Origin of the sequence: Catenuloplanes japonicus (assembly GCF_000717135.1) — a bacterium.
Taxonomy (GTDB): Bacteria; Actinomycetota; Actinomycetes; order Mycobacteriales; family Micromonosporaceae; genus Catenuloplanes; species Catenuloplanes japonicus.
The window spans coordinates 93,551-119,718 of record NZ_JNXY01000007.1 but is presented as its reverse complement, the minus strand read 5'-3'; the positions used below and the strand labels follow the sequence as shown (position 1 = coordinate 119,718).

23 protein-coding genes are annotated in these 26,168 nt (G+C 72.7%); 13 read left to right on the top strand and 10 right to left on the bottom strand.

Annotation, left to right across the window (positions count from 1 at the left end):
- Window positions 1–19 precede the first annotated feature (19 nt).
- Window positions 20–1,597: a peptide-N4-asparagine amidase gene (locus tag OP04_RS13670; protein ID WP_033340018.1), complete on the bottom strand. Its 1,578-nt coding sequence runs from the start codon at window positions 1,595–1,597 to the stop codon at window positions 20–22.
- Window positions 1,598–1,682: 85 nt separating this feature from the next.
- Between OP04_RS13670 and dusB the strand changes: the two genes are divergently transcribed.
- A complete protein-coding gene (gene dusB, locus OP04_RS13665) occupies window positions 1,683–2,804 on the top strand; it encodes a tRNA dihydrouridine synthase DusB (protein ID WP_269746679.1) in 1,122 nt (373 codons plus the stop codon).
- Between the two features lie 2 nt (window positions 2,805–2,806).
- Here the strand turns inward: dusB and OP04_RS13660 are convergent, their stop codons facing one another.
- Genes OP04_RS13660 through OP04_RS13650 form a run of 3 tightly spaced genes read right to left on the bottom strand, consistent with a single transcriptional unit; the run spans window position 2,807 to window position 4,078 of the window.
- Window positions 2,807–3,229, bottom strand: a complete 423-nt coding sequence (locus OP04_RS13660) for a type II toxin-antitoxin system VapC family toxin (RefSeq protein ID WP_033340017.1) — start codon at window positions 3,227–3,229, stop codon at window positions 2,807–2,809.
- Entirely contained in the window at window positions 3,219–3,488 is a 270-nt protein-coding gene (locus OP04_RS13655) for a type II toxin-antitoxin system Phd/YefM family antitoxin (RefSeq protein WP_033340016.1), read from the bottom strand. Before OP04_RS13655 ends, OP04_RS13660 begins: the two co-directional genes overlap by 11 nt.
- Window positions 3,489–3,529: 41 nt before the next feature.
- Window positions 3,530–4,078, bottom strand: a complete 549-nt coding sequence (locus OP04_RS13650; protein ID WP_051797828.1) for a hypothetical protein — start codon at window positions 4,076–4,078, stop codon at window positions 3,530–3,532.
- 165 nt (window positions 4,079–4,243) lie between these two features.
- Here OP04_RS13650 and OP04_RS13645 point away from each other — a divergent pair, with 165 nt between their 5' ends.
- Both OP04_RS13645 and ppdK read left to right on the top strand, forming a co-directional pair.
- On the top strand, window positions 4,244–5,212 hold the full coding sequence (locus tag OP04_RS13645) for a hypothetical protein (protein ID WP_157239795.1): 969 nt from the start codon (window positions 4,244–4,246) through the stop codon (window positions 5,210–5,212).
- Window positions 5,213–5,507: 295 nt separating this feature from the next.
- Complete coding sequence (gene ppdK, locus OP04_RS13640) at window positions 5,508–8,150, top strand: pyruvate, phosphate dikinase (RefSeq protein WP_033340014.1); 2,643 nt, start codon at window positions 5,508–5,510, stop codon at window positions 8,148–8,150.
- Window positions 8,151–8,195: 45 nt separating this feature from the next.
- Here ppdK and OP04_RS13635 read toward each other — a convergent pair whose 3' ends face one another.
- The 4 genes from OP04_RS13635 to OP04_RS13620 all read right to left on the bottom strand — a co-directional run bounded on the left by OP04_RS13635 (window position 8,196) and on the right by OP04_RS13620 (window position 10,940).
- On the bottom strand, window positions 8,196–8,567 hold the full coding sequence (locus OP04_RS13635; protein WP_033340013.1) for a hypothetical protein: 372 nt from the start codon (window positions 8,565–8,567) through the stop codon (window positions 8,196–8,198).
- 44 nt (window positions 8,568–8,611) lie between these two features.
- Window positions 8,612–9,106 carry a roadblock/LC7 domain-containing protein gene (locus tag OP04_RS13630; RefSeq protein WP_033340012.1) on the bottom strand — a complete coding sequence of 165 codons (495 nt, stop codon included), beginning with the start codon at window positions 9,104–9,106 and terminating at the stop codon, window positions 8,612–8,614.
- Between the two features lie 113 nt (window positions 9,107–9,219).
- Window positions 9,220–10,488 (bottom strand): DUF4388 domain-containing protein, encoded by a 1,269-nt coding sequence (locus OP04_RS49605; RefSeq protein ID WP_051797826.1) that lies wholly within the window; start codon window positions 10,486–10,488, stop codon window positions 9,220–9,222.
- 71 nt (window positions 10,489–10,559) lie between these two features.
- Complete coding sequence (locus OP04_RS13620) at window positions 10,560–10,940, bottom strand: hypothetical protein (protein WP_033340011.1); 381 nt, start codon at window positions 10,938–10,940, stop codon at window positions 10,560–10,562.
- Between the two features lie 334 nt (window positions 10,941–11,274).
- Here OP04_RS13620 and OP04_RS13615 point away from each other — a divergent pair, with 334 nt between their 5' ends.
- From OP04_RS13615 to OP04_RS53305, 10 genes are all read left to right on the top strand, one after another.
- Window positions 11,275–11,628: a VOC family protein gene (locus OP04_RS13615; protein ID WP_033340010.1), complete on the top strand. Its 354-nt coding sequence runs from the start codon at window positions 11,275–11,277 to the stop codon at window positions 11,626–11,628.
- Window positions 11,629–11,737: 109 nt separating this feature from the next.
- Entirely contained in the window at window positions 11,738–14,941 is a 3,204-nt protein-coding gene (locus tag OP04_RS13610) for a thioesterase domain-containing protein (protein ID WP_033340009.1), read from the top strand.
- A 63-nt stretch (window positions 14,942–15,004) separates the two neighbouring features.
- Window positions 15,005–16,219: a deoxyguanosinetriphosphate triphosphohydrolase gene (locus OP04_RS13605; RefSeq protein ID WP_033340008.1), complete on the top strand. Its 1,215-nt coding sequence runs from the start codon at window positions 15,005–15,007 to the stop codon at window positions 16,217–16,219.
- Between the two features lie 123 nt (window positions 16,220–16,342).
- The gene (gene dnaG, locus OP04_RS13600) at window positions 16,343–18,202 is read left to right on the top strand and encodes a DNA primase (RefSeq protein ID WP_033340007.1); all 1,860 of its coding nucleotides are present in this window, start codon (window positions 16,343–16,345) and stop codon (window positions 18,200–18,202) included.
- Between the two features lie 3 nt (window positions 18,203–18,205).
- Entirely contained in the window at window positions 18,206–18,736 is a 531-nt protein-coding gene (locus OP04_RS13595; protein WP_033340006.1) for a hypothetical protein, read from the top strand.
- 41 nt (window positions 18,737–18,777) lie between these two features.
- Window positions 18,778–19,701, top strand: coding sequence for an ABC transporter ATP-binding protein (locus tag OP04_RS13590; RefSeq protein WP_033340005.1), 924 nt, complete (start codon window positions 18,778–18,780; stop codon window positions 19,699–19,701).
- On the top strand, window positions 19,701–20,450 hold the full coding sequence (locus OP04_RS13585; protein ID WP_033340004.1) for an ABC transporter permease: 750 nt from the start codon (window positions 19,701–19,703) through the stop codon (window positions 20,448–20,450). The genes OP04_RS13590 and OP04_RS13585 overlap by 1 nt, the downstream gene beginning before the upstream one ends.
- Window positions 20,451–20,455: 5 nt before the next feature.
- Window positions 20,456–21,256, top strand: a complete 801-nt coding sequence (locus OP04_RS13580; RefSeq protein WP_033340121.1) for an ABC transporter permease — start codon at window positions 20,456–20,458, stop codon at window positions 21,254–21,256.
- A 91-nt stretch (window positions 21,257–21,347) separates the two neighbouring features.
- Entirely contained in the window at window positions 21,348–21,845 is a 498-nt protein-coding gene (locus OP04_RS13575) for a hypothetical protein (RefSeq protein WP_051797825.1), read from the top strand.
- A gap of 4 nt (window positions 21,846–21,849) precedes the next feature.
- Complete coding sequence (locus OP04_RS53305) at window positions 21,850–23,220, top strand: WXG100 family type VII secretion target (protein ID WP_051797823.1); 1,371 nt, start codon at window positions 21,850–21,852, stop codon at window positions 23,218–23,220.
- Between the two features lie 444 nt (window positions 23,221–23,664).
- Here the strand turns inward: OP04_RS53305 and OP04_RS13565 are convergent, their stop codons facing one another.
- Together OP04_RS13565 and OP04_RS13560 are read right to left on the bottom strand one after the other, a co-directional pair.
- Entirely contained in the window at window positions 23,665–24,909 is a 1,245-nt protein-coding gene (locus OP04_RS13565) for a D-arabinono-1,4-lactone oxidase (protein ID WP_033340003.1), read from the bottom strand.
- The gene (locus OP04_RS13560) at window positions 24,906–25,853 is read right to left on the bottom strand and encodes an ADP-ribosylglycohydrolase family protein (protein WP_033340002.1); all 948 of its coding nucleotides are present in this window, start codon (window positions 25,851–25,853) and stop codon (window positions 24,906–24,908) included. The genes OP04_RS13565 and OP04_RS13560 overlap by 4 nt, the downstream gene beginning before the upstream one ends.
- Between the last annotated feature and the right edge of the window lie 315 nt (window positions 25,854–26,168).

Below are 26,168 nucleotides of genomic sequence, written 5' to 3'. Positions count from 1 at the left end.
GACGGCGGCCACCCGGCTTTCAGGAGCCGGCCCGGTAGCCCTGCTCGGTGGCGACGGTGCGGTCGTAGCGGCCGTGCGGCGTGACCAGCAGGTAGTGCTCGCGGGAGACGCCCCGGGCCTGGCGTTCGGGGCGGGGGACGGTGGTGAGGAACGAGGCCTCGCCGGTGTACGTGTCGGTGAGCCGGACCGGGCCGCCGGGCGCGCCGGTGATCACGGCCGCGTCGGTGAGCGTGATCGAGGTGGTGCGGCGGCCGTCCGTGGCGGTGGCGGTGGCGCCGTCCATGACGTACCGCCGCGTGCTCTTGATCGTGGTGGGTTTCCCGTGGCCGGTGCGGGTGGTGACGCTGTCCGTGTCCGTCCAGACCGCCTCGAGCGCGTCGGTCGTCTCGCCCTCGGCCCAGGTGTGGGTGGCGTCGTCGGTGACGGCGCGGGTGACCGTGGTGGTGACGCGGCCGTGGGAGGTGTCGACGTATCCGCTGGTGGTGAGGCTGTGGCGGCCGGTGGTGGTGACGGTGCGGCCGTCGGTGACCGAGGTGTTGGTGAGCGTGCCCGCCGCGGACGTGACGAGCGCGCCGGTGACCTGCCGCCGGTGCGGGTCGCGCCAGGCCAGGACGGAGGTGGGCACGTCCCAGCCGGACTGGCCGGGCGGCACGCCGAGCACGGAGACCTCGACGCGGTGCGGGCGGCCGTCGGTGAGCGTGCCGGTGAACGGCGTCAGGTCGTAGCGGATCGGCTGGATGTCGAAGGCGCGCGGGGCGGGAATCGTGTACCACAGGAACGGGTTCGACCAGCCGCCCGTGTAGACGTGCGGGTACGGCGCGGCCACGCCCGCGAGCGTGCCGTCGATCCGGATCTGGACCTCGCGGTACGGGCCCGCGTCCGCCGCGCAGGAGTAGCCGGCCGCGGGCGGCGTCGAGAGGTACCAGTACTCCTCGCAGCCGCCGCCGGAGCTGGTCGCGTAGACCTCCGCGACCAGGCGCTCCGCGTTGCGCGGCACGGTCAGCGCGCCGACCAGGCTCGTGCCTTCGTTGTGCTGGTCCGCCAGGCCGATGATCTGGTCGGCGCCGCCCTCCGGCGCACGGCCGGGATAGAACGTCAGGTCCACGGTCACGTCCAGGATGCCGGTGTACGTGTCGTCGACCACGTTGCCGATCAGCATCTCGACCGGCCGGCTCCGGCTCAGCAGCGGCGCGTAGCCGGTCACGTCCTTGTCCACGGTCCACTCGATGCCGTCCGGGCTGGGCTGCGGCGTCGAGTGCTTGAAGATCGTGATGCCGCCGACGCGCAGGTAGCCGAGCCGGTCGTACTGCCGGCCGGCGATCGCGCCGTGCAGCGTGAGCACCACCTTCTGCCACGGGCCGCGACAGGCCGCGGGCGGGGTGAACGTGCCGGTGAACGGCGTGAAGTCGCGGAACTCCGCGTCCACGATCCTGGTGGTGCAGGAACGGCCGTGCGGGCGCTCGACGGGCGGCGCGGCGGTGACCGGATCGTCCCAGTCCGACCCGAAGATCGGCGGCGGCGCGGCCGCGTGGGCCACGCCGGGGGTGAGGATGATCGCGGCGGCCAGGATCGCTGACGACACTCGGAATCGACGCACGTGGCTATCCGATCCGAGAAGATCGGTTGTTGTCAACGTTTCCACCGTTTTGGGTCCGGCGGCGGCGCTGTGGGATTCTCGACGGGTGACGCTTACGCTGGGCCGCTACCCCGTCGACCCGCCCGTCGTGCTCGCGCCGATGGCCGGGATCACGAACGTGGCCTTCCGCCGTCTCTGCCGGGAGCAGGGCGCCGGCATCTACGTGTGCGAGATGATCACGACGATCGCGCTGGCGCACCGGAACCCGAAGACCGAGCGGATGATCGAGTTCGGGCCGGAGGAGAACCCGCGGAGCATGCAGCTCTACGGCGTCGACCCGGTGATCACGGCGCGCGCGGTGCGGCGGATCGTGGACGAGAACCTGGCCGATCACATCGACCTGAACTTCGGCTGCAGCGTCCGGAAGATCACCAGCAAGGGCGGCGGGGCGGCGATTCCGTACAAGCGGCGTCTCTTCGGGGCGATCGTGAAGGCGGCCGTGGACGCGGCCGCGCCGTCCGGCATCCCGGTCACGATCAAGATGCGCAAGGGCATCGACGACGACAACCTGACGTACCTGGAGGCCGGGCAGGTCGCGCAGGACGTCGGCGTGAAGTGGGTGGCGCTGCACGCGCGCACCGCAGCCCAGCGCTACTCCGGTACCGCGGACTGGGAGGCGATCGCGCGCCTCAAGGAGACGCTCGACGTGCCCGTGCTGGGCAACGGCGACATCTGGGAGGCCGACGACGCGCTCCGGATGGTCCGCGAGACCGGCTGCGACGGCGTCGTGGTCGGCCGCGGCTGCCTCGGCCGCCCGTGGCTCTTCGCGGACCTGGCCGCCGCGTTCGCCGGCCGTCCCGAGCGGCTGATGCCCGCGCTCGGCGAGGTCGCCCAGGTCATGCGCCGCCACGCCGAACTGCTCTCCGACTGGTACGGCACGGAGCGCGACGGCGTCACCGACTTCCGCAAGCACGTCGCCTGGTACCTCAAGGGCTTCCCCGTGGGGACCGAGATCCGCCGCGCGATGGCCATGTCATCCTCGCTGATGGAGCTCGACGACCTGCTCGGCAAGCTCGACCCCGCGGCCCCGTTCCCGGTCGAGGCCCTCGGCCAGCCCCGCGGCCGCACCAACTCCCCGGCCCACGTCTTCCTCCCCCAGGGCTGGCTCGCCGACCGCGAGGACGACGCCGTCCCCGAAGGCGCCGAACTCGACAATTCGGGCGGCTGACCTCAGCGCCTGTCGGGATGGGTGACCGGAACGACTTCGACGAGCCGGTCCAGTCCGGCAAAGTCGGCGGGATTGATCGTGTAGAGCGGCAATCGGTTGGCGGCGGCGATGGATGCGATCATCAGATCGGCGGTGCGGCCGCGAGGCTTGCGGCCCGCCGCGATCACGGCGGCAGCCATTTGCCCGAACGTGCGCGCAGCCTGCACGCCGAATGGGAGCGCTTCGAACGCGGCTTCTGTGTCCTGGAGCCGGCGGATGCGGACCGCACGTTCGACCGGATCGTCGGTCTGGTGCGGCCCGGCGGAGAGTTCCGCGAGCGTGATGGCGCTGACCGCTATGTCACCCGGCAGTTCGTCGAGGTCGAGCTGATCGAACAGGATGATGATGTTCGTGTCGGCCAGGCCGAGTTCGTGTCTACGATTCACGATCGAAGAAGTCCTGATCGATGGTCGCCTCTTGGTCGCGACGGAAGCGCTCGAGATCCATCGGCGGGGTGGACGCGAAGATGGTCTTGAGCTCCTCGCGGGGAACAAAGGTCCGGCGCCGGAGCGGAATGAGCCGGGCAATCGGCGTTCCGTTACGAGTGATGGTGAACGACTCGCCCTGCTCGACCCCGCGCATGATCGAACCGGAATCGTTCCGCAGCTCACGCTGCGTGATTTCGCGCGGCATGGGTTCAGACATGACCTCATGCTACGTCGGTGTGCTACCAGGTGCTACGCCTATCAGGATTGGCTGTTCAGGTAGCCGATGATGAAGGCGGTCCACCAGGCCAGCTGGGAGATCACGACGGCGAGGCCGGCGCGGACCAGCAGGGACGTGGGCGGGCGGTGGCCGGTGAAGCGGGACAGGCGGGTGGCCAGGGAGCCGGCGTAGATGCCGTTCAGGCCGACGACCAGGACGGCCAGCAGCTTGATCGTGGTCAGGTGGGTGCTGGCGGGGTTGAGCAGCGCGCCGGAGGCGAGCAGGCCGATGAAGCCGATCCAGGTCGGCGTCATCGCGCTCTCGGCGGTGCGCAGCACGTCGGTGAACGAGCGCCGCCCGGCCAGGAACAGGATGCCGGACCAGTCGACGAACAGCACCGCGCCGAAGCCGATGAGCAGCGAGATCAGGTGGGCGAGGAGCGCGGCCGCGTGAATCTCCGGCGGCGGGGCCACGCGCGGGGCGACCACGACCACGGCCAGCCAGATGACGGAGACCAGGGCGGCGCGGGTGGTGGGCGCGAAATGTCGGCGATGGCGCCCTGGGAGCGCGATCAGCGGCTGACCGGCCATGCGACGTCTCCTTCTCGCGGTGCGGGCCGATTGTGGCCCACCAGGAGACGGATGGGTACGACCGGAATAACAGGAAAATGACGGGGCTCACGGATTCGCTGATCTACCACTACATTCGTGGGGCACGGGGTCACACCGTGCCCGGTCGAGAGGTCTGTGTCCGTCATGGTGGCTAGACGCGTGATCAGCGCGCTGATCTTCCTGGTCGCGGCGCTGGCGTTCGCGGGCCCGTTCGTGGTGCTGGACACGGCGGATTCGGACTGGGGCCAGAAGCACACCACGATCAGCGTCTCCGGCTTCAACCTGATCCTGGGCACCACGCCGGGCATCACGACCGAGGGCGACGACCGCAGCGGCAACTCGTCCATCCCCGGCCTCGCCGAGGCGGCGGCGAATGCGCCGAGTTCGCCCGCCACGCTCACCGACGGCAGCTCGGCCCGCATCTGGGCGGCGGTCGCGCTGCTGTTCACGCTGGGCGCGGCGGCGATGGCCGGCCTCCGGACGAACCGGGCGATGGGCGCGCTGGCCGCGGTCGCCGCGGTCCCGGCCGCGGTGGGCGTGTGGGCCTCGGCCATGTCGGTCATCACCAAGGTCGAGGACACGCAGGCGGCGAGCGACCTCTTCCCGGGCACGCAGGCCGGCGGCGGCGCGTGGCTGGCCGGGTTCTTCCTGGCCGCGGGCGCGTTCTTCGTCTTCCTGGACGCGATGGTGTCCGGGCACCGGCCACGCCAGTTCGTGCCGGCGAACATGGCGCCCGGGTTCATGCCGCCGCCCGGTTATCCGCCGCAGGGTTTCCCACCCCAAGGGCAACCGCCGCAGGGGTACGCGCAGCAGCCTGCCTACCCGATGCCACCGCAGCCCTATCCGGCGCAGCCGCCGTACCCGCCCCAGCAGCCGGGCTACCCGCAGCAGCAGGGCTATCCGCCGCAGCAACCGGCGCATCCGCCGCAGCAGCCCGCGTATCCGCCGCAGCAGCAGCCGTATCCGCCGCAGGGCTATCCGGACCAGCCGGGTTATCCGCCGCAGAGCGCACCGCCGTTCCCGCAGAGCGGGCCGCCCCATCCGCCGCAGAGCGGGCCGCCCTACCCACCGCCGAGCCCGCAGCCGCCCTATGGCGCGCCCTACGGCACCTGACCGCACACCCCGCACCCGAGAACGACAGGAAGAGCCCGGCGCGATGATTCGTGCCGGGCTCTCGTCGTACCCCGGCTGAATCTTGGGGTTTCTGGGCATTGATGTCGTCAAGCGGCGCCGGCCGGGTGCATGGAAGCGCTTCCATGCACCCGGCGGCAATGTCGCAGGTCGGGGCGGTGTGATGTGCGAATAGTCACCCTTCCCTCGCCCAATGCGACGTTCTCCGCTTAGATTTCGCCCACCACCGGCATCGACCGGTGCCCACGTTCAGCGCGGAACGGACGGGAGATCATTCATGCAGTACGTCTACGCCTTCGAAGAGGGCAACAAGGATCTCAAGGACCTGCTCGGTGGCAAGGGTGCGAACCTGGCCGAGATGACGAACCTGGGGCTGCCGGTCCCGCCCGGGTTCACGATCACGACCGAGGCCTGCCGGGCCTACCTGCACGACAAGCGGCTGCCGGACGGGCTCGGGGAGCAGATCGAGGCGCGGCTGACCGCGCTGGAGGAGCGGATCGGGCGCCGGCTGGGCGATGCCGCGGACCCGCTGCTCGTCTCCGTGCGGTCCGGCGCGAAGTTCTCCATGCCGGGCATGATGGAGACCGTCCTTAATGTCGGACTCAACGATGAGAGCGTCAACGGACTCGCGGCGCAGGGCGGCGAGCGGTTCGCCTGGGACTCCTACCGCCGGCTGATCGCGATGTTCGGCGCCACGGTCTGCGAGGTACCGGCCGAGGAGTTCGGCACCGCGCTCGACGAGGCGAAACGCCACAAGGGCACCCGGAACGACCTCGACCTGGACGCGGACGATCTCCGGGCGCTGGTCGGCACCTACAAGAAGATCTTCGCGAAGCACGTCGGCCGGGACTTCCCGCAGGCGCCGCGCGAGCAGCTGGACCTGGCGATCCGCGCGGTCTTCGACTCGTGGAACGCGGACCGGGCCGTGCTCTACCGCAGGCAGGAGCGCATCCCGGCGGATCTGGGCACCGCGGTCAACGTGGTGGCGATGGTCTTCGGCAACCTCGGCCCGGACTCCGGCACCGGCGTGGCGTTCACCCGCGACCCCGGCACCGGCGCGCAGGGCGTCTACGGGGACTACCTGGCGAACGCGCAGGGGGAGGACGTGGTGGCCGGCATCCGGAACACGGTGCCGTTGCAGGAGCTGGAGCGGCTGGACAAGGCCTCCTACGACGAGCTGCTGCGGATCATGACGTTGCTGGAGGAGCACTACCGCGACCTGTGCGACATCGAGTTCACCATCGAGCGTGGCACGCTGTGGATGCTGCAGACGCGGGTCGGCAAGCGCACGGCCGCGGCCGCGTTCACGATCGCGGCGCAGTTGGTGGACGAGGGCGTGATCGACCTGGACGAGGCGATCCGCCGCGTCACCGGCGCGCAGCTCGGCCAGCTGATGTTCCCCCGGTTCGACCTGTCCGGCTCGCCCGAGGTGCTGACGCAGGCGGTCGGTGCGTCGCCGGGCGCGGCCGTCGGCAAGGCGGTCTTCACCGCGGAGCGCGCGATCGAGCTGGCCGGGCAGGGCGAGGCGGTGATCCTGGTCCGCCGCGAGACGAACCCGGACGATCTGGGCGGCATGATCGCGGCCCAGGGCATCCTCACCTCGCGCGGCGGCAAGACCAGCCACGCGGCCGTGGTGGCGCGCGGCATGGGCAAGACGTGCGTGTGCGGCGCGGACGACCTGGAGGTGGGCCGGGACGCGTTCACGGTCAACGGCACCCGGGTCGCGGAGGGCGACGTGCTCTCCATCGACGGTACGACCGGGCGCGTCTACCTCGGCGAGGTGCCGGTCGAGCCGTCGTCCGTGGTGCGGTACTTCGAGGGTTCCCTCGTGCCTGACGAAGATCCACTCGTCTCGGCGGTGCACCGACTCATGTCGCACGCCGACACGCGGCGGCGGCTGCGGATCAGGTCCAATGCGGACACCGGCGAGGACGCGGCCCGCGCCCGGCGCTTCGGCGCGGAGGGCATCGGGCTGTGCCGTACCGAGCACATGTTCCTCGGCGACCGCCGCGAGCTGGTGGAGAAGCTGATCCTGGCCGAGCACCAGCCGGAGCGGAAGGCCGCGCTGGACGCGCTGCTGCCGTTGCAGCGTGCGGACTTCGTCGAGCTGTTCCGCGAGATGGACGGGCTGCCGGTCACGGTACGGCTGATCGACCCGCCGCTGCACGAGTTCCTGCCGTCGCTGACCGACCTGGCCGTGCGCGTCGCGGTGGCGGGGGAGCGCGGCGAGGACGCCCGGCACGACGAGCGACTGCTGTCGGCCGTGTCCCGCATGCACGAGCAGAACCCGATGCTGGGCCTGCGTGGCGTACGGCTCGGCCTGGTCATCCCCGGCCTGTTCGCGATGCAGGTGCGCGCGATCGCGGAGGCCGCGGTCGAGGTGGCGCGCGCGGGCGGCACCGCGCGGCCGGAGATCATGGTCCCGCTGGTCGGGGCAGTTCAAGAGCTGGAGACGGTACGCGCGGAGGCCGAGAAGATCCTGGCCGAGGTGATCGGTGACAGCGGCGTCGAGGTGCTGATCGGCACCATGATCGAGGTGCCGCGCGCGGCGCTGACCGCGGGCCAGATCGCGGAGGCGGCCGAGTTCTTCTCGTTCGGCACCAACGACCTCACCCAGATGGGCTGGGGTTTCTCACGCGACGACGTCGAGGGCGCGTTCTTCTGGCGCTACCTGGAGCTGGGCATCTTCGGCATCTCCCCGTTCGAGTCGCTGGACCGCGACGGGGTCGGCCGGCTGGTGCGGATCGCATCCGAGGAGGGCCGGGCCGCGCGGCCGGGCCTGAAGCTGGGCGTCTGCGGCGAGCACGGCGGCGACCCGGACTCCGTGCACTTCTTCCACGAGGTGGGCCTGGACTACGTGTCCTGCTCACCGTTCCGGGTGCCGATCGCGCGGCTGGAGGCGGGGCGCGCGGCGGTGTGAGGCTTTCATGACAGCGGGCCCGCGTGCTGCGGGCCCGCTGTCCCGTCACACGTCGAGGTCTTCCTCGATCTTCTTCAGCTGGTGACGCGCCATGGCCAGGTTGGCCCGGTTCTTCAGCAGCGCGAGGTAGAGGAACAGGCCCTTGCCGGACCGGCCGGTCAGCGGCCGGATCAGGTGGTATTGGCCGCCGAGCGTGATCAGGATGTCCTCGATGCCGTCCTTCAGGTTCAGCATCTCCATCGCGCGGAGCTTGGCGCGGACCACGTCCGTGTTCCCGGCGGCTGCCACCGTCAGGTCCAGTTCCTTGGTGCCGCCGGCGACGCCGAGCGCCATGCCGCTGGTGTAGTCCACCAGCGCCACGCCGATCGCGCCGTCGATGTTCATCGCTTCCTTGAGTGCGGTGTCCATGTCGGGCATGTGCCTTTCCTCCGAAATTGATTAAAGGGGCTGGGGAGTCTGGGTCAGCCGGCGCGCTGTCCGGGCACGCTCGACTGCAGCGCGGCCATCGGGGTGCGCTTGGCCAGCGGCACCTGGCTGTCGACCGGGAGGACCGGAGCGGGCTGCACCGGTACGGGCCGGCGCGCCTCCACCGGATCGAGCAGCTCACCGAGGCGGCGCGCGGTGCGCCGCGCCTCGTGATGGATACGCGCCACGTTCGCGCTCGGTTTGGCGAGCACGGCGAGCAGCGTGCGGAGCCCGGCGGCGTAGATGGCCACGTACCCGCCGGACGATTCGATCATGGTCTCGCGCAGTTCTCCGTGGCCCACGGTCTGGGCGAAGCGCTGGGTCAGGCCGAGGTTCGCCGCCGAGAGCGCGGCGATCGTCTCCGGTTGAAGGCCCGGAGCGTCGTACGCCAGCAGCATCCCGTCGACGCCGGCGATCACGGTGGCCGACAGATCGGGCAACCGGCTGCGTAGCCTGGCGAGCTCGGCCAGCACCGCCCGGTCGGTTTCCACGGCAGTTCTCCTTCGCGAGGGCAGGGGTGGTGCGGGGGAGGGCTTGGACTCGGGTGTATGCAACGGATCGCCTCCGGCGCGTGCCGGGGGCGCGCGGACCGGCGGCGACGCGCTCACCGCAGGGCCTTCAGCGCGCTGCGGATGCGGGTGAGCAGGGCCTCGTCCGGCGCGTCGCCGCGCAGCGGACCGCCGTCCGGCGCGGTCTCCACGTCACCGGCGCCGTCCGGCATCTGCTCGCCGGGGCTGCGGCGCGGGAGGTTCTCGGTCGCGATCGCGGCGGCGGTGCGGTTCCCGGCCCGGCGGCGTCCGCCGGTGGACTTGCGCGCGGGTTTCGGCTCGTCGTTCCTGACCACGGGGATGGCTATGGTGTCGTCCGTCGCGGGCGCCCGGACCGGGAGGTCGGCGGAGTCGGGCGGGATGCTCTCGGTGCCGGACGACGTGACCTCGGTGTCCGAAACACCCGAGGGCTTCTTGGGCCCGGCCGTGGGGCGGACCGGGAGGCCGACCGGTTTCGCCGGGAACTCCGGGATCGTGGGCCTGGCCGGGGGATCCACCACCGCGGTGGCCGTGGCGCGGGCCGGTGCGGACACCCGCGCCGGCACCGCGGCACGCAGCACGCCACCGGCGACCCGCCCACCGCTCGCCGAGGTGTCCGGCGCCTCCGTGTCGCCGGACACCTCCACCGGCCTGTGCTCCGGCTCCGCGATGATCAGACCGGCCGCCGCCAGCGTTCTCACCTGCTGCAACGTGACGAACCCGGCCCGGCCGAGGAGCCGGGCGAGCGTCGCGGGCGTGCGCTCGCCGTCCGCGGCGAGCAGCAGCTCGTACTGCAGCGCACTCAGCACGACGCGCTCCACGGGCGGTCTGGGTGCCGGCCGAACCGGCGCCGTGTCCAGCGTGGACGAGTCGAAGACCTCGTCGAGGAGGCGCCGCCGGCGGGTGGTCTCCTTGGACAGCACGTCAGCGTCCACCCGGCAGACCGGGCCGAACCAGTGCTGTTCACCCGCTGCGAACCGGACGGGCACGGCCGCCGGTTGCAGTACGAAGTACGCCGCGTCATAGATCACCCCAAGGACACAGAGCTCAAGCTCGCCTTCGGTAAGGTGCCCCTGTTCGATGAGCAGGCGACCGACACGGTGTGCGTCTTTCCCGGACGAGACCGCGGAATCCCACGTCGGAGCCGAGAGCCGGCCCGACGTGGTGAGCAGCTCGCCCGCGCCCGGCGCCGCCGCGGACTCCGCGTAGGTGACCTGTCCCTCGGTCAGATAGATGACGCCGCCGGGGTCCCCGTCGACGTACAGCGCACCGGTCTCACCGGCGTTGACGAGCTGACTCAGCGCCCGACGGGGGAGGGTTGCCTTGGCGGCGCGGGCGGCCTTCACGTGAACTCCTCACCGATCTCTCGGTCTCGTGCCGTCTGTTCGGTCTCGGTGCGCGGTCGGCGCACCGGCGCTCAGGCCGCGACCAGGCCCTCGGCGAGCATCTGCAGCCGCCGCCGGCCCACCGCGAGGTTGCCGATGTCCTTGTCCAGCCACAGGTAGAGCGCGAGGCGGCTGTCGAACCCGGTCCGCAGCAGCCTGATCAGGTGATATCCGCCCGCGGTCGTGATGATGACGTCCTCGACGCCGTCACCCGGCCGGGTGGACGCGAACGGCGAGCGGCTGACCGCGGCGTGCACGATGTCGGCGGTGCCGGTGGCGGTGCCGTCCGGGTCGTCGCCGGGTGCGGCGCCCGCGGACCCCAGCGCGAAGCCGGTGGTGTAGTCGACCAGGCTCGCGCCGATCGCGCCGGGAATTGTCATCGCCTGCCGTAAGCAGTCGTCGATGCCGGACACACGCTCTCCTCTACCCGGAGCGGTTGCCTCGCCCCCGCTCCGGCCAGCGGCGGACGAACAGACTCCGGGCAATGGTGTGGGACCGGCGGTGGCCGGCCAGTGACGTTGTGCTTCCGGCACGCTACTACCGGACGTGGAATTTCTCTATCCCACGACCGTGTGCGACGGCTGCCGCCCCGGCCACCCACCCCCTTGGGGGGAATGAAGACCTCCTTCCTGTAAGAATCGACCATTAACGATTTGTTGCGCCGGGCGCACGTGAGATGCCGTAATGGCCTTCCGGGCGTAACGTGTTCGTCACCTTGCCGCCAACGGCCGGACGATGAGGAGCACCATGGGCAGCGACTGGGAGAACGTGGTCGTCGACGCCGAAGACCCCGGCCGGCTGGCCCGGTGGTGGGCGGAGGCGCTGCACTACCAGATCACGTACGAGCGCCCCGGCGAGGTCGAGATCCGCCGCAAGGCCGACGAGACACCCGGCCTCATCTTCGTGTCCGTCCCCGAGCTCAAGACCGTCAAGAACCGCCTGCACATCGACCTCCGCCCGGACAACCAGGAGGCCGAGGTCGAGCGCCTGGTCGACATGGGCGCCCGCCACGTCGACGTCGGCCAGGGCACGGTCGACGGCTGGGTCGTGCTGGCCGACCCCGAGGGCAACGAGTTCTGCGTGCTGGCGCCGCGCACCTGAAATCGCCTTGCGGCCGGTGAGACCATCGAGCGGTTGATCGATCGCCGACCCGGAGGTCTCCCTGATCCTCACCCGCGACCACCTCGCCGCCCTGCCCCACCCCGACCGGATGCGCGCCCTCGCGGACGACGGACGGCGTCTGTCCGAAGCGGACTACCGCGCCCTCCACGCCGCCCTCGACGCCGGCGCGCCGGACGAGCGACGCTGGGGCCTGCAGCTCGCGGTGATCCGCCGGGACCTGGCCACGGTGCGGACCGCGCTGGCCGACCCGGAACTCCGTCTGCCCGCGATCGCGGCGGCCGCGCGACTGCCCGTACCCGATGCGGATCTGCTCTTGATCCTGGACGACTCCGCGCCACGGGAGCGGGCCGCGCTCTATCGCACGCTGCGCTGGTCACGGCGCCGCCGGCTGGCCGATTCCCAGATCGGGAAGATCATGCGGCGGTACGGCGAGAGCGACGTCGCCCGGCTGCTCCCGGCCTGCTCCCCGGCCGTGATCGGTGAGTGGCTGCCGCGGCTCGCGCCACGTCGCGGCCTGCTGTCCGCGCTGGCCCGGGTCGCGCCCGCACAGGTGCTGGCCACGCTCACCGCGACACGCGGTGAGCGGGCGAGCGACGTCGTCGACGTGGTCTCGGCACGCGCACCGCGGGTGCTCGCGGACGCGCTCGCCCGCGATCCCGGCCTGTGGGACCTGGTCGGCGAGGACGCGATGGGACGCCTGATGGCCCGCCCCGAACGGGTGGTCCGGCTGATCCGGGCCCCGGAGGCGCCACGTCCCCGCGACGTCGAGCGGCTGTCGCGGCGTGCACGGCGTGGCGTCGCCGCGCTCCCGGACCCGGACGTGGTCGCGCTGATCGCGGCGGACTGGCGCTTCGGCTCCGCGTCCGTGCACACGGCGCTGCTCGGCGCGCTGCCGCTCGCGCGCCGCCGGCCCGTGCTGGAGGCCGCGCTGCCCGACGACCGGCTGACCGTCGCGGAGCTGGGCACGCTGCCGCCCGGCGACCTCGACCAGCTGCTCGACCGGTTGGAGACGGCCGAGCGCGGCCAGGGCGACCACTCCCGCTGGGACACCGTCGACCGGGTGGCGCTGCGCTCCTGGGATCGCGCGCTGCCCACGCTGCGCAGCGCGGTCGCGGACCACCGGGTCACCGTCCGCCAGGCCGGCTGGCGGGCCCTGATTCCCTGCGCGCGGCGCGAACCGGACCCGGCGATCTTCGTTGCCGCGGTCCTGGAGGCGCGGCGCGCGCTGCAGGACGAGGACCGGGTACGCGCGGCCGCGCTGGCCGGCATCGTCACCGCACCGGCCCGGTTGCTGGCCGCGGTGCCGGACGACGTGCTGCGTGACGCCGCCGTGCTGGTGCTGACCGCCCGCGACGCCTCCACCGGCAGCCTCGACCTGGTGATCCACTGGCTGGACCGGAGCATCGGCATCGCGGCCGCGCACGGGCTGCCGGACCGGGTCACCACGCTGGCGCCGCTGCTCGCCAGGGCCGTCGGCCGCCGCCGGGCCGGCACGACCGGATTCAGCCGCTGGGCCGACACGTTCGACCTGGCCGTCCGCGACCAGCCCCGGGTGCCGGTCTCCGTCGCGCCGGCAGCCTGGGCCGGGCTGCGCGACCGTGCGCTGCGCGGCGGACCGGAATCGTTGCTGGAGTCCGCACGCCTGCTCGGCCCGGCCGGCGTGGCCGCGGTCCCGGAGCTGGACGACCTGCTGCGGACGCTCGCGCTGGAGGAGTCCGGCGGAGCGGCCTCCGGCTCGGCGGCTCAGGCGGCGGAGCTGTGGGTGCGGGCCGGGGACCCGGTCGCGCGGACGGTCGCGCTGATCGACGTCGCGCCCGCGCTCGGCACCGCACCCGCGCTGTGGCGCGTGATCACCGAACGCCGCGCCGACCTGCTGGAAGCGGTGCTGTCCCGCGCGGCGGCGCTGCCCCCGGTCCGGCCGCTCGCGCCCGGCACCTGGACGTCGGCGCAGGTCCGGGCGCTGGGTGAGTGGGCCTGGTCGCGAGCCGCCGACCCGGAGGCCGATCCGCGCGCCGCTGCCGCCGCGGTGCGGCTGGTGCACGAGCCGGCCGTGCTGCGCCGGATCGCGACCGAGGCCCCGGCGCCGATCGCGGGCGCGGCGCTGTTCGCGCTCGGCGGCGGCAGGCCGCAGCCCGAGACCGTCTCGTTCCTGGTGGACCGCGCCGCCGGAGCCGCCGGGCCGGTGGCGCGTGGCGCCGCGTCCGGGCTACGGCGGATCGTGGACGCGCTGCCGGAGCGGACCGCGTTCGACCTGCTGGCGCCGCTGGTGACCGCGCCGGGCGGCGCGGTCGGCGCGGCGAAGGAGGCGGTGCGCGCGCTGGCCGGCCTGCCGCTGCCGGAGGTGACGGATCTGCTGCTGGCGACGCTCGCGGACGAGGACCGGCACCGGGACGTGCGGGCCGCCACGGCCGGCGGGCTGAGCGGCCGGTTCACGGACCCGCGTGTGCCGGCCGCGCTGGCGGACGCGCTGCGTGGCCCGGAGGCGCTACGCGACGCGGTCATCGCCGGCCTGACGCCGTCGTCGGTCCCGTCGGCCCGGCGTGCGGGCCCGGCGGCGTTGTTCGGTGCCGCCGCGGTCGCGAGTCCCGGCGATGAGCTGCTGACCGCCTACACGGACTGGGCACCGTACGATCCGGACGCGGCCTCCCGGATCGTGGTGCTGCTGCTCGCGGCGCTGCCCGGCAAGGCGGAGTGGCGCGTGTCGCAGCTCGTCGGCACGATGTCCGGATCGCCCGCCGGGCGGACCGCGATGCACCGCGCCGCGGCCGAGCTGGCCCGGTTGACCACGCTGCCGCCCGGTGCGCCCGATGCCCCGCTCACCCCGGAGGCCGCCTGGCACCGGCTGAGCCGGCTGGTCAACGGCCTGAGATACACGACGGAGGCGCCCGAGGTGCTGCGCCCGATGATCGAGGCCTGCCGGACGGCCGGGCAGCACACGGCCGTGGTCAGGCTGCTGACCGGGCTGGCGTGCCGGACGCTGAAGGGCCCCGGCCCGGACCCGCGGATCTGGGACGAACTGGTGGCCGCGCTGGACCGGCGTCCGCTGCGCTGGGAACGGGCGGGGCGGTGGCTGGACCTGCCGGCCGAGCCGTCGCTCCCGTCGGTCCGTCAGGTGCTGGACCGGCTCACCGCCGGGGACGACCCGGCGGCCGCCACGGTGGCGCTGAGCATGGTCGATCGACTCGGCAGGGAAGCCGGGTGGGCCGCGCCGTGGCCGGACGAGCTGCGGAAACTGGTCGCGCACCCGGACCCGGACGTGCGGGAGGCGGCCCGCGGGATCGAGGTCCGTTGAACGGCGGCGGAAATCCCGGCGTCGGCCGCGCCGGGGCGGGGTGAGCCGGATTAGGCTCGGCTCATGATCGGCGAGGACGGCGACGCGGAGCGGTGGGCGTCCGAGCAGTCCAAGGACACGGGGTACGCGCGGACGCCGTACCAGCGGGATCGGGCCCGGGTGCTGCACTCGGCCGGGTTCCGGCGGCTGGCGACCAAGACGCAGGTGCACGTGGCCGGCTCGGACGACTTCCTCCGCACCCGGCTGACCCACTCGCTGGAGGTCGCGCAGATCGCCCGCGAGATGGGCGAGCGGCTCGGCTGCGACCCGGACGTGGTGGACGTGGCCGGGCTGGCCCACGACCTCGGCCACCCGCCGTTCGGGCACAACGGCGAGACCGCGCTGGACGCGGTCTCGGCCGGCTGCGGCGGGTTCGAGGGCAACGCGCAGACGCTGCGCGTGCTGACCCGGCTGGAGGCGAAGGTCGAGGGCGCCGGCCTGAACCTGACCCGGGCCTCGCTGGACGCCACCTGCAAATATCCGTGGCGGCGCGACGGCGTGCGGCGGAAGTTCGGCGTCTACCCGGACGATCTGCCGGTCTTCGAGTGGCTCCGCCGGGACGCGCCCGAGGGCGAACGTCAGTCGCTCGAGGCCCAGGTCATGGACTGGGCGGACGACGTGGCCTACTCCGTGCACGACCTGGAGGACGGCATCCACGGCGGCTACATCGACCTGGAGCGGCTGGCCGCGGACGCGGACGAGCGCGCCGCGCTCTGCGCCGACGTGTCCGGCGTCTACTCGTCCGAGCCGGTGGACGTGCTCGGCGAGGAACTGGCCGCGATGCTGGCCGGGCCGATGCTGGCACCCGCGCTCGCCTACGACGGCAGTCACCGCGCGCAGATCGCGGTCAAGCGGATGACCAGCGTGCTGACCGGGCGGCTGGTCGCGGCGCCGGTCGAGGCCACGGTCGAGGGCTTCGGATCACGGTCATTGCGACGGTACGCCGCGGACCTGCTCGTCCCGCGCGACGTGCGCATCCGGTGCGCGCTGCTGAAGGGCATGGCGCTGCGCTACGTGATGCGGCGGCCGGGCGCGGAGTCGCAGCAGGAGAAGCAGCGTGAGGTGCTCACCCGGCTGGTGCACGTGCTGGCCGTGCGCGCGCCGGACGGGCTGGACCCGGTCTTCGCGCCGATCTGGCGGGCCGCCCCGGACGACGCGGCACGGCTGCGCGTGGTGATCGATCAGGTGGCGTCGCTCACCGATCCGGCCGCGATGTCCTGGCACCGCGCGCTCACCTGAGAACGAACCGGGGACTGGCCCCTCCGTCGTGCCGGGCTCTCGCCGTACCCTTGGAGCGCTCTGAGGGTTTTGCTTTTCGGGTGTGGCACCGTGGGCGTGGGATAGCGGGAGGTGGCTGCGGGGATGGCCGGCAGGATTCGGGACGAGGACATCGCGCTGGTGCGTGAGCGGACGGCGATCGCCGACGTGATCTCGGAGACCGTCACCCTGAAGTCGGCCGGCGGCGGCAACCTGAAGGGCCTGTGCCCGTTCCACGACGAGAAGACGCCGTCGTTCACCGTGTCCCCCGCGCGGAACGTGTATTTCTGCCACGGCTGCGGCCAGGGCGGCGACGCGATCAAGTTCCTGATCGACTCGGACCACCTGACGTTCGTCGAGTCGGTCGAGCGGCTGGCCGGGCGCGCCGGCATCCAGCTGCGTTACGAGGAGCCGACCGGCGGCGGCCGTCCGTCCGGCCCGAGGCAGCAGCCCGGCCAGCGGCAGCGGCTGGTCGCGGCGCACCACGACGCGGCCGACTTCTACACGTCGCAGCTGATCACGCCGGGTGCGCGGGCGGCCCGCGAGTTCCTGGCCCAGCGCGGGTTCGGGCGCGAGCATGCGGAGAGGTACGGCTGCGGTTTCGCCCCCGACGGGTGGGACACGCTGACCCGGCACCTGCGGCAGAAGGGCTATTCGGCGGATGAGCTGGTCACCGCCGGTCTGTCCCGCCCGGCGCGGTCCGGCTCGCTGATCGACCGGTTCCGGCGGCGGCTGCTCTGGCCGATCAAGGACATCAGCGGCGACGTGATCGGTTTCGGCGCGCGGAAGCTGTTCGACGACGATGACGGCCCGAAGTACCTGAACACGCCGGAGACGCCGCTCTACAAGAAGTCGCACGTGCTCTACGGCATCGACCAGGCGAAACGGGACATCGCGCGGGAGAGCCGCGCCGTGATCGTCGAGGGCTACACCGACGTGATGGCCTGTCACCTGGCCGGCGTGCCGACCGCGGTCGCGACCTGCGGCACCGCGTTCGGCGAGGACCACATCAAGGTGCTCCGCCGCCTGCTGATGGACGCGAAGGACCTGGGCGGCGAGATCATCTTCACGTTCGACGGCGACGCGGCCGGGCAGAAGGCGGCGATGCGCGCGTTCTCCGACGACCAGCGCTTCGTGGCCCAGACGTTCATCGCGGTCAGCCCGAACGGCATGGACCCCTGCGAGCTGCGCCTCAACCGCGGCGACCTGGCCGTGCGCGACCTGGTGGGCGCGCGCGAGCCGATGATCGCGTTCGCGCTCCGGTCGATCATGCGGCAGTACGATCTGGACACCGTCGAGGGCCGGGTCGCCGCACTCCGCTCGACCGCGCCGCTGGTCGCGCAGATCAAGGACCGCTCGCTGCGTCCGGGCTACACCCGCCGGCTCGCGGACGACCTGGGTCTGGAGATGCCCGAGGTCGAGCACGCGGTCCGCCGCGCCGGCGGCAGCCAGCCGGACGAGAACCGGCGCCGTCCGGTCCAGGTCACGTCCGCGCCGCAGCTGCAGGTCGAGCGCGAGGCGCTGAAGCTGGCGCTGCAGGAGCCGGTGCTGGCCGGCCCGATGTTCGACGCGCTCGACGGCACCCACTTCACCGACCCGGTGCACGTGGTGCTGCGCGGCGCGGTCGGCGACGCCGGCGGCACCACCACCGCGGCCGGCGGCGGCGTGGTCTGGATCGAGAAGGTCCGCGACCTCTGCGACGACCTCGGCGCGAAGGCACTGGTCAGCGAGCTGGCCGTGGAGCCGCTGCGCGTCGACCGGGACCCCGACCCGCAGTACGTCGCGGTCACGCTGGCCCGGCTGCAGTCCGCGACCGTGACCGCGCGGATAGCCGACCTGAAGTCCAAGGTCCAGCGGATCAACCCGGTGGCCAACAAGGACGAGTACTTCGCGTTGTTCGGGGAACTGCTGTCGCTCGAGCAGCACGCGCGTGCGCTGCGCGAGCAGGCCGTCGGAGGGCTGTGAGACGTGTTCGACTTCCTTCGCAGGACGAAGCCGCCGGTCGCGCTGCGGCCCACGCTGGAGCGTGACGAGCGCATCCTCACCTGGGCGAGCACGTCCACCGAGGGCGTGGTCGTGGTCACCAACCGCGGGCTCTGGCTGCCCGGCCTGCACCGGCTGGGCTGGCACGAGATCATCAAGGCGGTCTGGTCCGGCCGCGAGCTCACCGTCATCGCCGGCCGCGTCGCGGAGGAGCGGGACGGCTACACCGTGGTCGTCGACGAGCCCGCGATCTCCACGCTGCTGCTCGCGCCCGGCCACGTGCCGCATCAGGTGCAGGTGCGCGTGATGAAGTCGGTCGCGATCACCACCCATCATCCGCTGGCCGGCGGGGGCGGCGCGCGCGTGGTGGCGCGCCGGGTGAGCGGTGTGGACGGTCTGCGCTGGACCGTGCGGTACGACCCCGGCACGCCGTTCGACGACGCCGAGGTGCGCGCGTGGACGGACGAACTGGTCGCGCACGCCCGCCGGGACGCCGAGGCGGCCGCGCCGCGATAAATCCGTCGGAATCTGTCGTACCCCCGGTCTAGGGTCGGGGGATGACTCCGATGATCGAGGCTGCGGGGCTGGTCAAACGCTTCGGCGACTTCACCGCCGTGGACGGCATCGACGTCACGGTGCAACCCGGCGAGTCGTTCGGCTTCCTCGGGCCGAACGGCGCCGGCAAGAGCTCCACAATGCGCATGATCGGGTGCGTCTCGCCGCCGACCGACGGTCTGCTGCGCATCCTCGGGATGGATCCGGTGCGGCAGGGACCCGCCATCCGCGCCCGGCTCGGCGTCTGCCCGCAGCTGGACAACCTCGCGCCCGACCTGACCGTGCTGCAGAACCTGACGACCTATGCGCGTTACTTCGGCATCCCGCGCCGCGAGGCACGCCGCCGGGCCACCGAGCTGCTGGAGTTCGTGCAGCTCAGTGAGCGGTCCGGCGCCGAGGTCGAGCCACTGTCCGGCGGCATGAAGCGGCGGCTCACCATCGCCCGCGCGCTGATCAACGAGCCCGACCTGGTGCTGCTCGACGAACCCACCACCGGCCTCGACCCGCAGGCCCGCCACCTGGTGTGGGAGCGGCTGTTCCGGCTGAAGCAGCGCGGCGTCACGCTCGTGCTCACCACCCATTACATGGACGAGGCCGAGCAGCTCTGCGACCGGCTCGTGGTGATGGACGCGGGAAAGATCGTGGCCGAGGGCTCGCCGCGCGCGCTCATCGAGCGATATTCCACCCGCGAGGTCGTCGAGCTGCGCTTCCAGGCCGAGTCGCAGTCCGGGTTCGCCGCCAAGCTGGAGGGCATCGGCGAGCGCACCGAGGAACTGCCCGACCGCATCCTGCTCTACGCGTCCGACGGCGACGCCGCGCTGACCGAGGTGCACGCGCGCGGGCTCTCCCCGTCCGGCGCGCTGATCCGCCGCAGTTCGCTGGAGGACGTGTTCCTGCACCTCACCGGCCGGACGCTGGTGGACTGATGATCGCCGCCCTCGAGTTCCACCTGATCGACTTCTCGCGCAACTGGCGCGGCACCGTGTTCGGCTCGTTCGTGGTCCCGCTGCTCACCATGCTCGGGTTCGGCGTCGGCGTCGGCGGTTACGTGCAGGGCGGCGTCGACGGCGTCTCCTACCTGGAGTTCCTGGTCCCCGGCCTGCTCGCCTCGACCGCACTGCAGATCGCGCTCGGCGAGTCCACCTGGCCGGTGATGGCCAACATGGAGTGGATCAAGCTCTATCCCGCGCAGGCCGCCACACCGCTGCGGCCGGTCGACATCGTCGGCGGGCACCTGCTGTTCGCGCTGCTCCGGGTAATCGGGGGCAGCTCCGCGTTCCTCGTGGTCGGCGTACTGTTCGGCGCGCTGCCGTCGGCGTGGGCGCTGGCCTGCCTGCCGATCGCGGTGCTGCTCGGCCTCGCGGTCGCCGCGCCGGTCTTCGCGTACAGCATCGCCGTGCCCACCGAGGTCTACCTCAGCCTCCTGATGCGGTTCGCGGTCATCCCGATGACGCTCTTCTCCGGCGTGTTCTTCCCGATCGAGACGATGCCGGTCGTGCTCCGCTGGGTGGCGTACGTGACGCCGCTGTGGCACGCGGTCGACCTGTGCCGCACGGTCACGCTCGGCCGCGCGCCGGACTGGGCGGTCGCCGGCCACCTGCTCTACCTCGCGCTCTGGGCCGTCGCCGGCATCACGCTCGCGGTGCGCGGCTTCCACCGCCGGCTGGGGGTCTGATCGTGATCGTCGCACTCGCGCTGCCCCGCCTCGCCGCCTCCGGCACCCGCGTGGTCGCGGTCGCCGGCCGCAACGTCGTCGCGTTGCGCAGCGTCGGCTGGCTCGCGTTCGTCTCCGGCGCGTTGGAGCCGTTCCTCTACCTCTTCTCGATCGGCATCGGCGTCGGCACGCTGGTCGGCGACATGCGGCTGGCGGACGGCAGCGTCGTGTCCTACGCCGCGTTCGTGGCGCCGGCCATGCTCGCCGCGTCCGCGATGACCGGCGCGCTCACCGAGACCACGTTCAACTTCTTCGGCAAGATGAAGTTCTGGAAGCTGTACGACAGCGTCCTCGCCACCCCGGTCGGCCCGATGGAGATCGCGTTCGGCGAGCTGTGCTGGGCGATGACCCGCGGTGCGCTGTACTCCGCGTCGTTCCTCGCCGTGATGGTCGCTATGGGCCTCACCGGGCCGCTCTCCGCGCTCGCGGCGCTGCCGGCCACGGTGCTGATCGGGTTCGCGTTCGGCGCGGTCGGCATGCTCGTCGCGACGTATTTGCGCGGGTGGCAGGACTTCGACCTGATCGGCACCATCCAGTTCGCGCTGTTCCTGTTCTCCGGCACGTTCGTGCCCGCGGAGGCGTACCCGGCGGTGGTGCGCTGGGTCATCGAGGTCACGCCGCTCTACCGGGCGGTCGACCTGATCCGCGCGATCACCGCGGGCGGCCTGGGCTGGTTCCAGGTGCTCGACGTCGCCTACCTGCTGACGCTGCTCGGCCTCTGCCTCTGGGGCGCGTCCCGCCGGATGAGCCGTCTGCTGCGCAGATAGGAACCATGCGCGTCCGGCGAACCGTTCGCCGCTCCTCGACGTATTGGCCTCAGTGGATCGATGGCCGGCGTGCACCGGAGAGGACGACGCGATGGCGGACGAGCGTGCGAATCAGGAGATTCCGGTCTACATACCGCCGGCGGTGACGGCGCAGCGCAGCGACAACCCGACAAAGCCGGTGACCGATGCGCCCGGCCTCCGGACCGAGTGGGACGCGTCCACGCTGGACGGCGCGGTCTCCTGGCTGGAGGAGCACGCCGCGTTCCTCGGCGAGTGGCTGCTGCCCACCATGCAGAACGACATCAAGGACCGGCTGACCGGGCCGCCCGGGAGCGCGGCGCCGCCGTTCGGCTCGTTCCCCACCGCGATCGCGCTGTCCGACCGGCACCTCGGCCACTACACGCGGGCCGAGGGCGCGGTGCAGACCGTCGCCGAGCAGCTGTGGCAGACCGCCCAGGCGCTCCGCGAGGTCAAGGAGAAGTACGAGACCGCCGAGCAGGCGAACCGGATGAGCGCCGCCGCGTTCGACCAGCTCTTCGCGGCCGAGGCGTCGTCGAGCAGCGGCCGCTACGACCTGACCGGAGCGTGACCCCATGGCAGAGAGGAACTACGAGGACTCCTGGGAGACGGTCGTCACCCAGATCGTGGTGCACGGCAGGCCGGCCGACCTGGAGGCCGCGGCCGCCGGCTGGGCACGCGTGCTGGACCACCTCGACACGGTCAAGGCCAGCCTGGACACCGACGTCCAGGATCTGGGCGAGACGTGGAAGGGCGAGGCGTACGAGTCGTTCAGGTCGCACGTCACCGGCATCTCGGAGAACCTCCAGCAGATCTTCGACGAGGCGCAGCGGATGGGCACCGTCTACGGCACGCTCGGCGAGGCCGCGAAGGCACTGACGAAGATGCAGGAGAGCATGCCGATCCCGGAGGTCTCCCTGCCCATGGTCGCGGCGGCCCGCGAGTCCGGCGAGCCGATCCCGCCGGGCCTCTTCCTCGCCACGCTGACCAGCCAGGGGATCTCCACCGCCCCGTTCCGGCTCGGCGCCACCATGACCGCGGTCAACGACTTCTACACCGAGTACACCGAGGTGGCCGGTAAGCTCCGGACCGTCCTGAGCAACGTGTTCGAGGAACAGGCCGCGCAGACGCCGCCCGGCACCACGGTCGGCGCGGCGGCGGTGACCTCCGACGCCGCCGTCCCGCTGCAGGCCGGCGGGCCCGGCAGCGGGACACCGGCCGGCACGCCGCTGCCGCCGCCCGCGGGCGCGCCGGCGGCCCAGAGCACGCCGCCGTCCGGTTCCGCCGCCTCGCCCGCGCTCGGCAGCGGCGCGGCCGGCTTCGACCCGTCGGCCGGCGCCGGGTCCTCATCGGCGCCGTCCGTGGGTGGCCTCGACCGGTCCGCGCCCGGCACGCCGCCGAGCACGGGCGTCGCCGGTGCCGGGTTCGACCCCGGCGCGGGCGGCGCCGACGTGCCCGGCGGCACCGGGCTCGCCGGCGTGAGCGGAGCCGGTCCCGGTGGCGCCGGTGCTCTCGGCGCCGGCGGTCCCGGTGGCGTAGGCCCCCTCGGTGCCGGCGGTCTCGGTGCGGGCGCCGGCGGGCTTGGCGGTGGCGCGGGCGGTGGTCTCGGCGGCGGGGGCCTCGGCGCGCCGGGGATCGGGGCGCTGCCCGGCGGTGGCGCGGCCGGTCGGCCGGTCACCCCCTCGATCGGCGGCGCGGGCGGTGGCATCGGAGCAGGTCAGGCCGGTGCGGGCCGCGGCGGCAGGCCCGGCATCGGCGGCACACCCGGCACCGGCCCGGCGGCGGGTGGCGTCGCGGGCCGTCCCGGCGCGGCGGGCATCCCCGGCGCCGGCGGCGCGGCCGGCACCGGATTCGGTGACGAGGACGAGCACACCACCTGGCTGACCGAGGACGAGGACGTCTGGGGCGGCGGCCCCACCGACATCGGCCCCGGCGTCCTGCGCTGACCCTCGCGCGCCGGGAGCGCGCGTGATATCGCTGCCTGGCCGCGGGGTCGGCGGCGCTGAGCTGGCGTCCGACCCCGGCGTCCGAGCTCGGCGTCCGACCCCGGCGTCCGAGCTCGATTTCCGACCCCGGGGTCCGAGACCGGCGTCCGACCGGGGTCCGAGCTCGGCGTGTGCCGGTCGCTCCGCGCCCGAAATTTCGGCATTTAGCCACCGCGATCAGACGTCGCGCCCGGGGCCGTGAGTGGCGGCGAGGTCGCGGCCTTTGCGGGACCACGACGGGACCGGCTCCGAGGCGAAGGGGAAAGCGGAGCGCCAGCGGAGTCTTTGCCCGCAGCGAGGTTTGCCCGCGGGAGCATGCGGACCGCCACCACGCCGGAAGCGGGAATATCGGGGTCTGGGTTCCTCAAGGTGGCTCAGCCGCCTGCGGGAGCTGAGTGGGAAGGACTAAAGGCCGAAGAGGCTCGTCAGCAGGGGGTTGAGGAGTTTGCCGGTGGGGTCGAGGGTGGCGCGGAGGGCGAGGAAGTCGTCGAAGCGGGGGTAGCGGGCACGCAGCGCGGCCGGGGCGGTGGAGAAGACCTTGCCCCAGTGCGGGCGGGCGTCGAACGGGGCCAGGCGCTCCTCCAGCGCGGCGACGACCGGCGTCACGGCCTCGGCGTCCGGCTTCCAGGTGAAGTGGATCGCGACGCTGTCGCGGCCGTGGCCGGGGCTGAGCCAGAGGTCGTCGGCGGCGATGGTACGGATCTCGGAGATCTGGAGGACCGGTGCGATCAGGTCGCGGATGCCGTCCACGGCGTCCAGCGCGTCCAGCGCGTGCGAGGCCGGGACCAGGTACTCCGTCTGGAGCTCGTCGCCGCTGCTCGGTGTGAAGTCGAGGCGGAAGTGGGGGAGCCGCTCGTGCCAGGGGCCGGGCTCGCCGCCCTGTGGCGTGCAGTTGACCGCGGACATGCCGGGGACCGGGTGCAGCGGCGTGGTGGCGAGCGTGGCGCCGTGCCAGTGTGCGGGCAGCGGGGGATCGAGCGGGTCGCGCTTGACCCAGATCTGGTTGATCACCGGGCCGGTCCAGTCCGTGAAGAGGCTGACCGAGTAGCCGGCGGCGGTGATCTCGCGGAAGCCGGTGGACAGGTGTGACCAGGGGAGACGTTCGTAGACATACTGCGCGATGTCGAACGTGGGGCGGATCCGCAGCGTGACCTCGACGACCACGCCGAGCGCGCCGAGGTGCACCACCGCGCCGGGGAAGCGCGGGTCGTCGCGGCGCAGGTCGAGCAGCTCGCCGTCCGCGGTGACCAGGCGCAGCGCGGTGACGGCGGACGCGAGGCCGGGGCTGGTGACACCGGAGCCGTGCGTGCCGGTGGCGACCGCGCCGGCCACCGAGATGTGCGGCAGCGAGGCCAGGTTGTGCAGCGCGTATCCGGCCGCGTGCAGGCGGGACGCGAGCTCGCCGTAGCGGACGCCGGCCGTGACCGTGACCTCGTTCGCCACCGAGTCGATGCTCACCTGCGCGGGGAGGCCGGCGACGGAGACCAGGTCACCGTCCGTGTCCGCGATCAGGTTGAACGAGTGGCCGGTGCCGAGCGGGCGCAGTCTCGGGCTGACGGCGACGATCTCGCGCAGCGCGTCCAGCGTGGCGGGCGTGTGCAGGCGGTCGGTGCCGAACGTGACGTTCCCGGCCCAGTTGGTGATCGTCATCGGTCCGCCTCCGCGAAGTCGTCGGCGATGGCGCCGATGGTGTCCAGGCCCTCCAGGCGGGCGACCCAGTCGGCCGGCAGCGCGTCCTCGCCGTGGCGTGCGCCGAGCAGGTTGCCGCAGATCGCGCCCGTGGAGTCGCTGTCGCCGGCGTGGTTGACGGAGACGAGCAGTGCGTCGCGCACGTCGTCCGTGGCCAGCGCGGCGTAGACGGCCATGGCCAGCGCCTCCTCCGCGATCCAGCCGAGGCCGATGCGCTCGATGCCGGTGTTGCCGGGCGCGAACGGCGTGTCCAGCGCGCGGCGCAGCGCGGTCAGCGTTTCCTCGTGCTCGCCGCGTCGGACCAGGATCTCGATCGCGAGCAGGGTCGCCTCGCGGATGCCGGCGCCGTCCAGCAGGTGGCGGATGATCGCGGCGAACGTGCCCGCGGCCAGGAACCCGGTCGGGTGGCCGTGCGTCTGCACCGCGCACTCCGCGGCGAGCGCGAACGCGTCCTCCGCGGTGACGTGCGTCCACAGCCCGAACGGCGCGGACCGCATGACCGAGCCGCAGCCCTTGGAGTCCGGGTTCGCCGGGTGCGCGAACGTGCCCATCCGGCCGAGCGCGAGACCGCTCAGGCAGGCGTTGCCGGGCGCGCGCTGCGCGTAGAGGAACGGGCGGGCGGCGAGGCCGTGCGCGCCCGCGGGCGGGCCGGGCAGGCGCTGCGTGTCGTACCAGCGCAGATGGGCCCGGTAGACGGACTCGGCGGGACGGTCGCCGGACTGGAGCAGGCCCTCCGCGGTGAAGAGCGTCATCTGAGTGTCGTCGGTGATCAGCGCGACGCCGTCGCGGGAGAGCAGCAGGTCGCTGACCGCGGGCTCGCGGTGGAACTCGACCGGGTTGCCGAGCGCGTCGCCGGCCGCGCCTCCGAGCAGGGATCCGCGAACCCGGGAACGGTAGGCAGTCATAGGCCCGTGATCTTACGACACCAGGGGGTTGCGCCGGGGCGCGATCATGGCGGCTCGGCCGGTGGAAGCCGAGGTCACGGCCGTGCCGAGGGGGAGTCGGGAGGCGGACTGCGGGGTTGCCGGCCGGTACGTCCGAAACAAGACGCAAATCCGGCAATGGGTGCAGAGTTGACGGACATGGATGCCTTGATCGGCGGATGGGCCGGTCCACGCGGTGGGCGAGGTTGCCTGACCGCGCGATGATGGCCGTATTCTCGGCAGCACATATGGACAATCACGGCCGCTCCGGGCGGCCGCCGAGCGACATCCGACAGG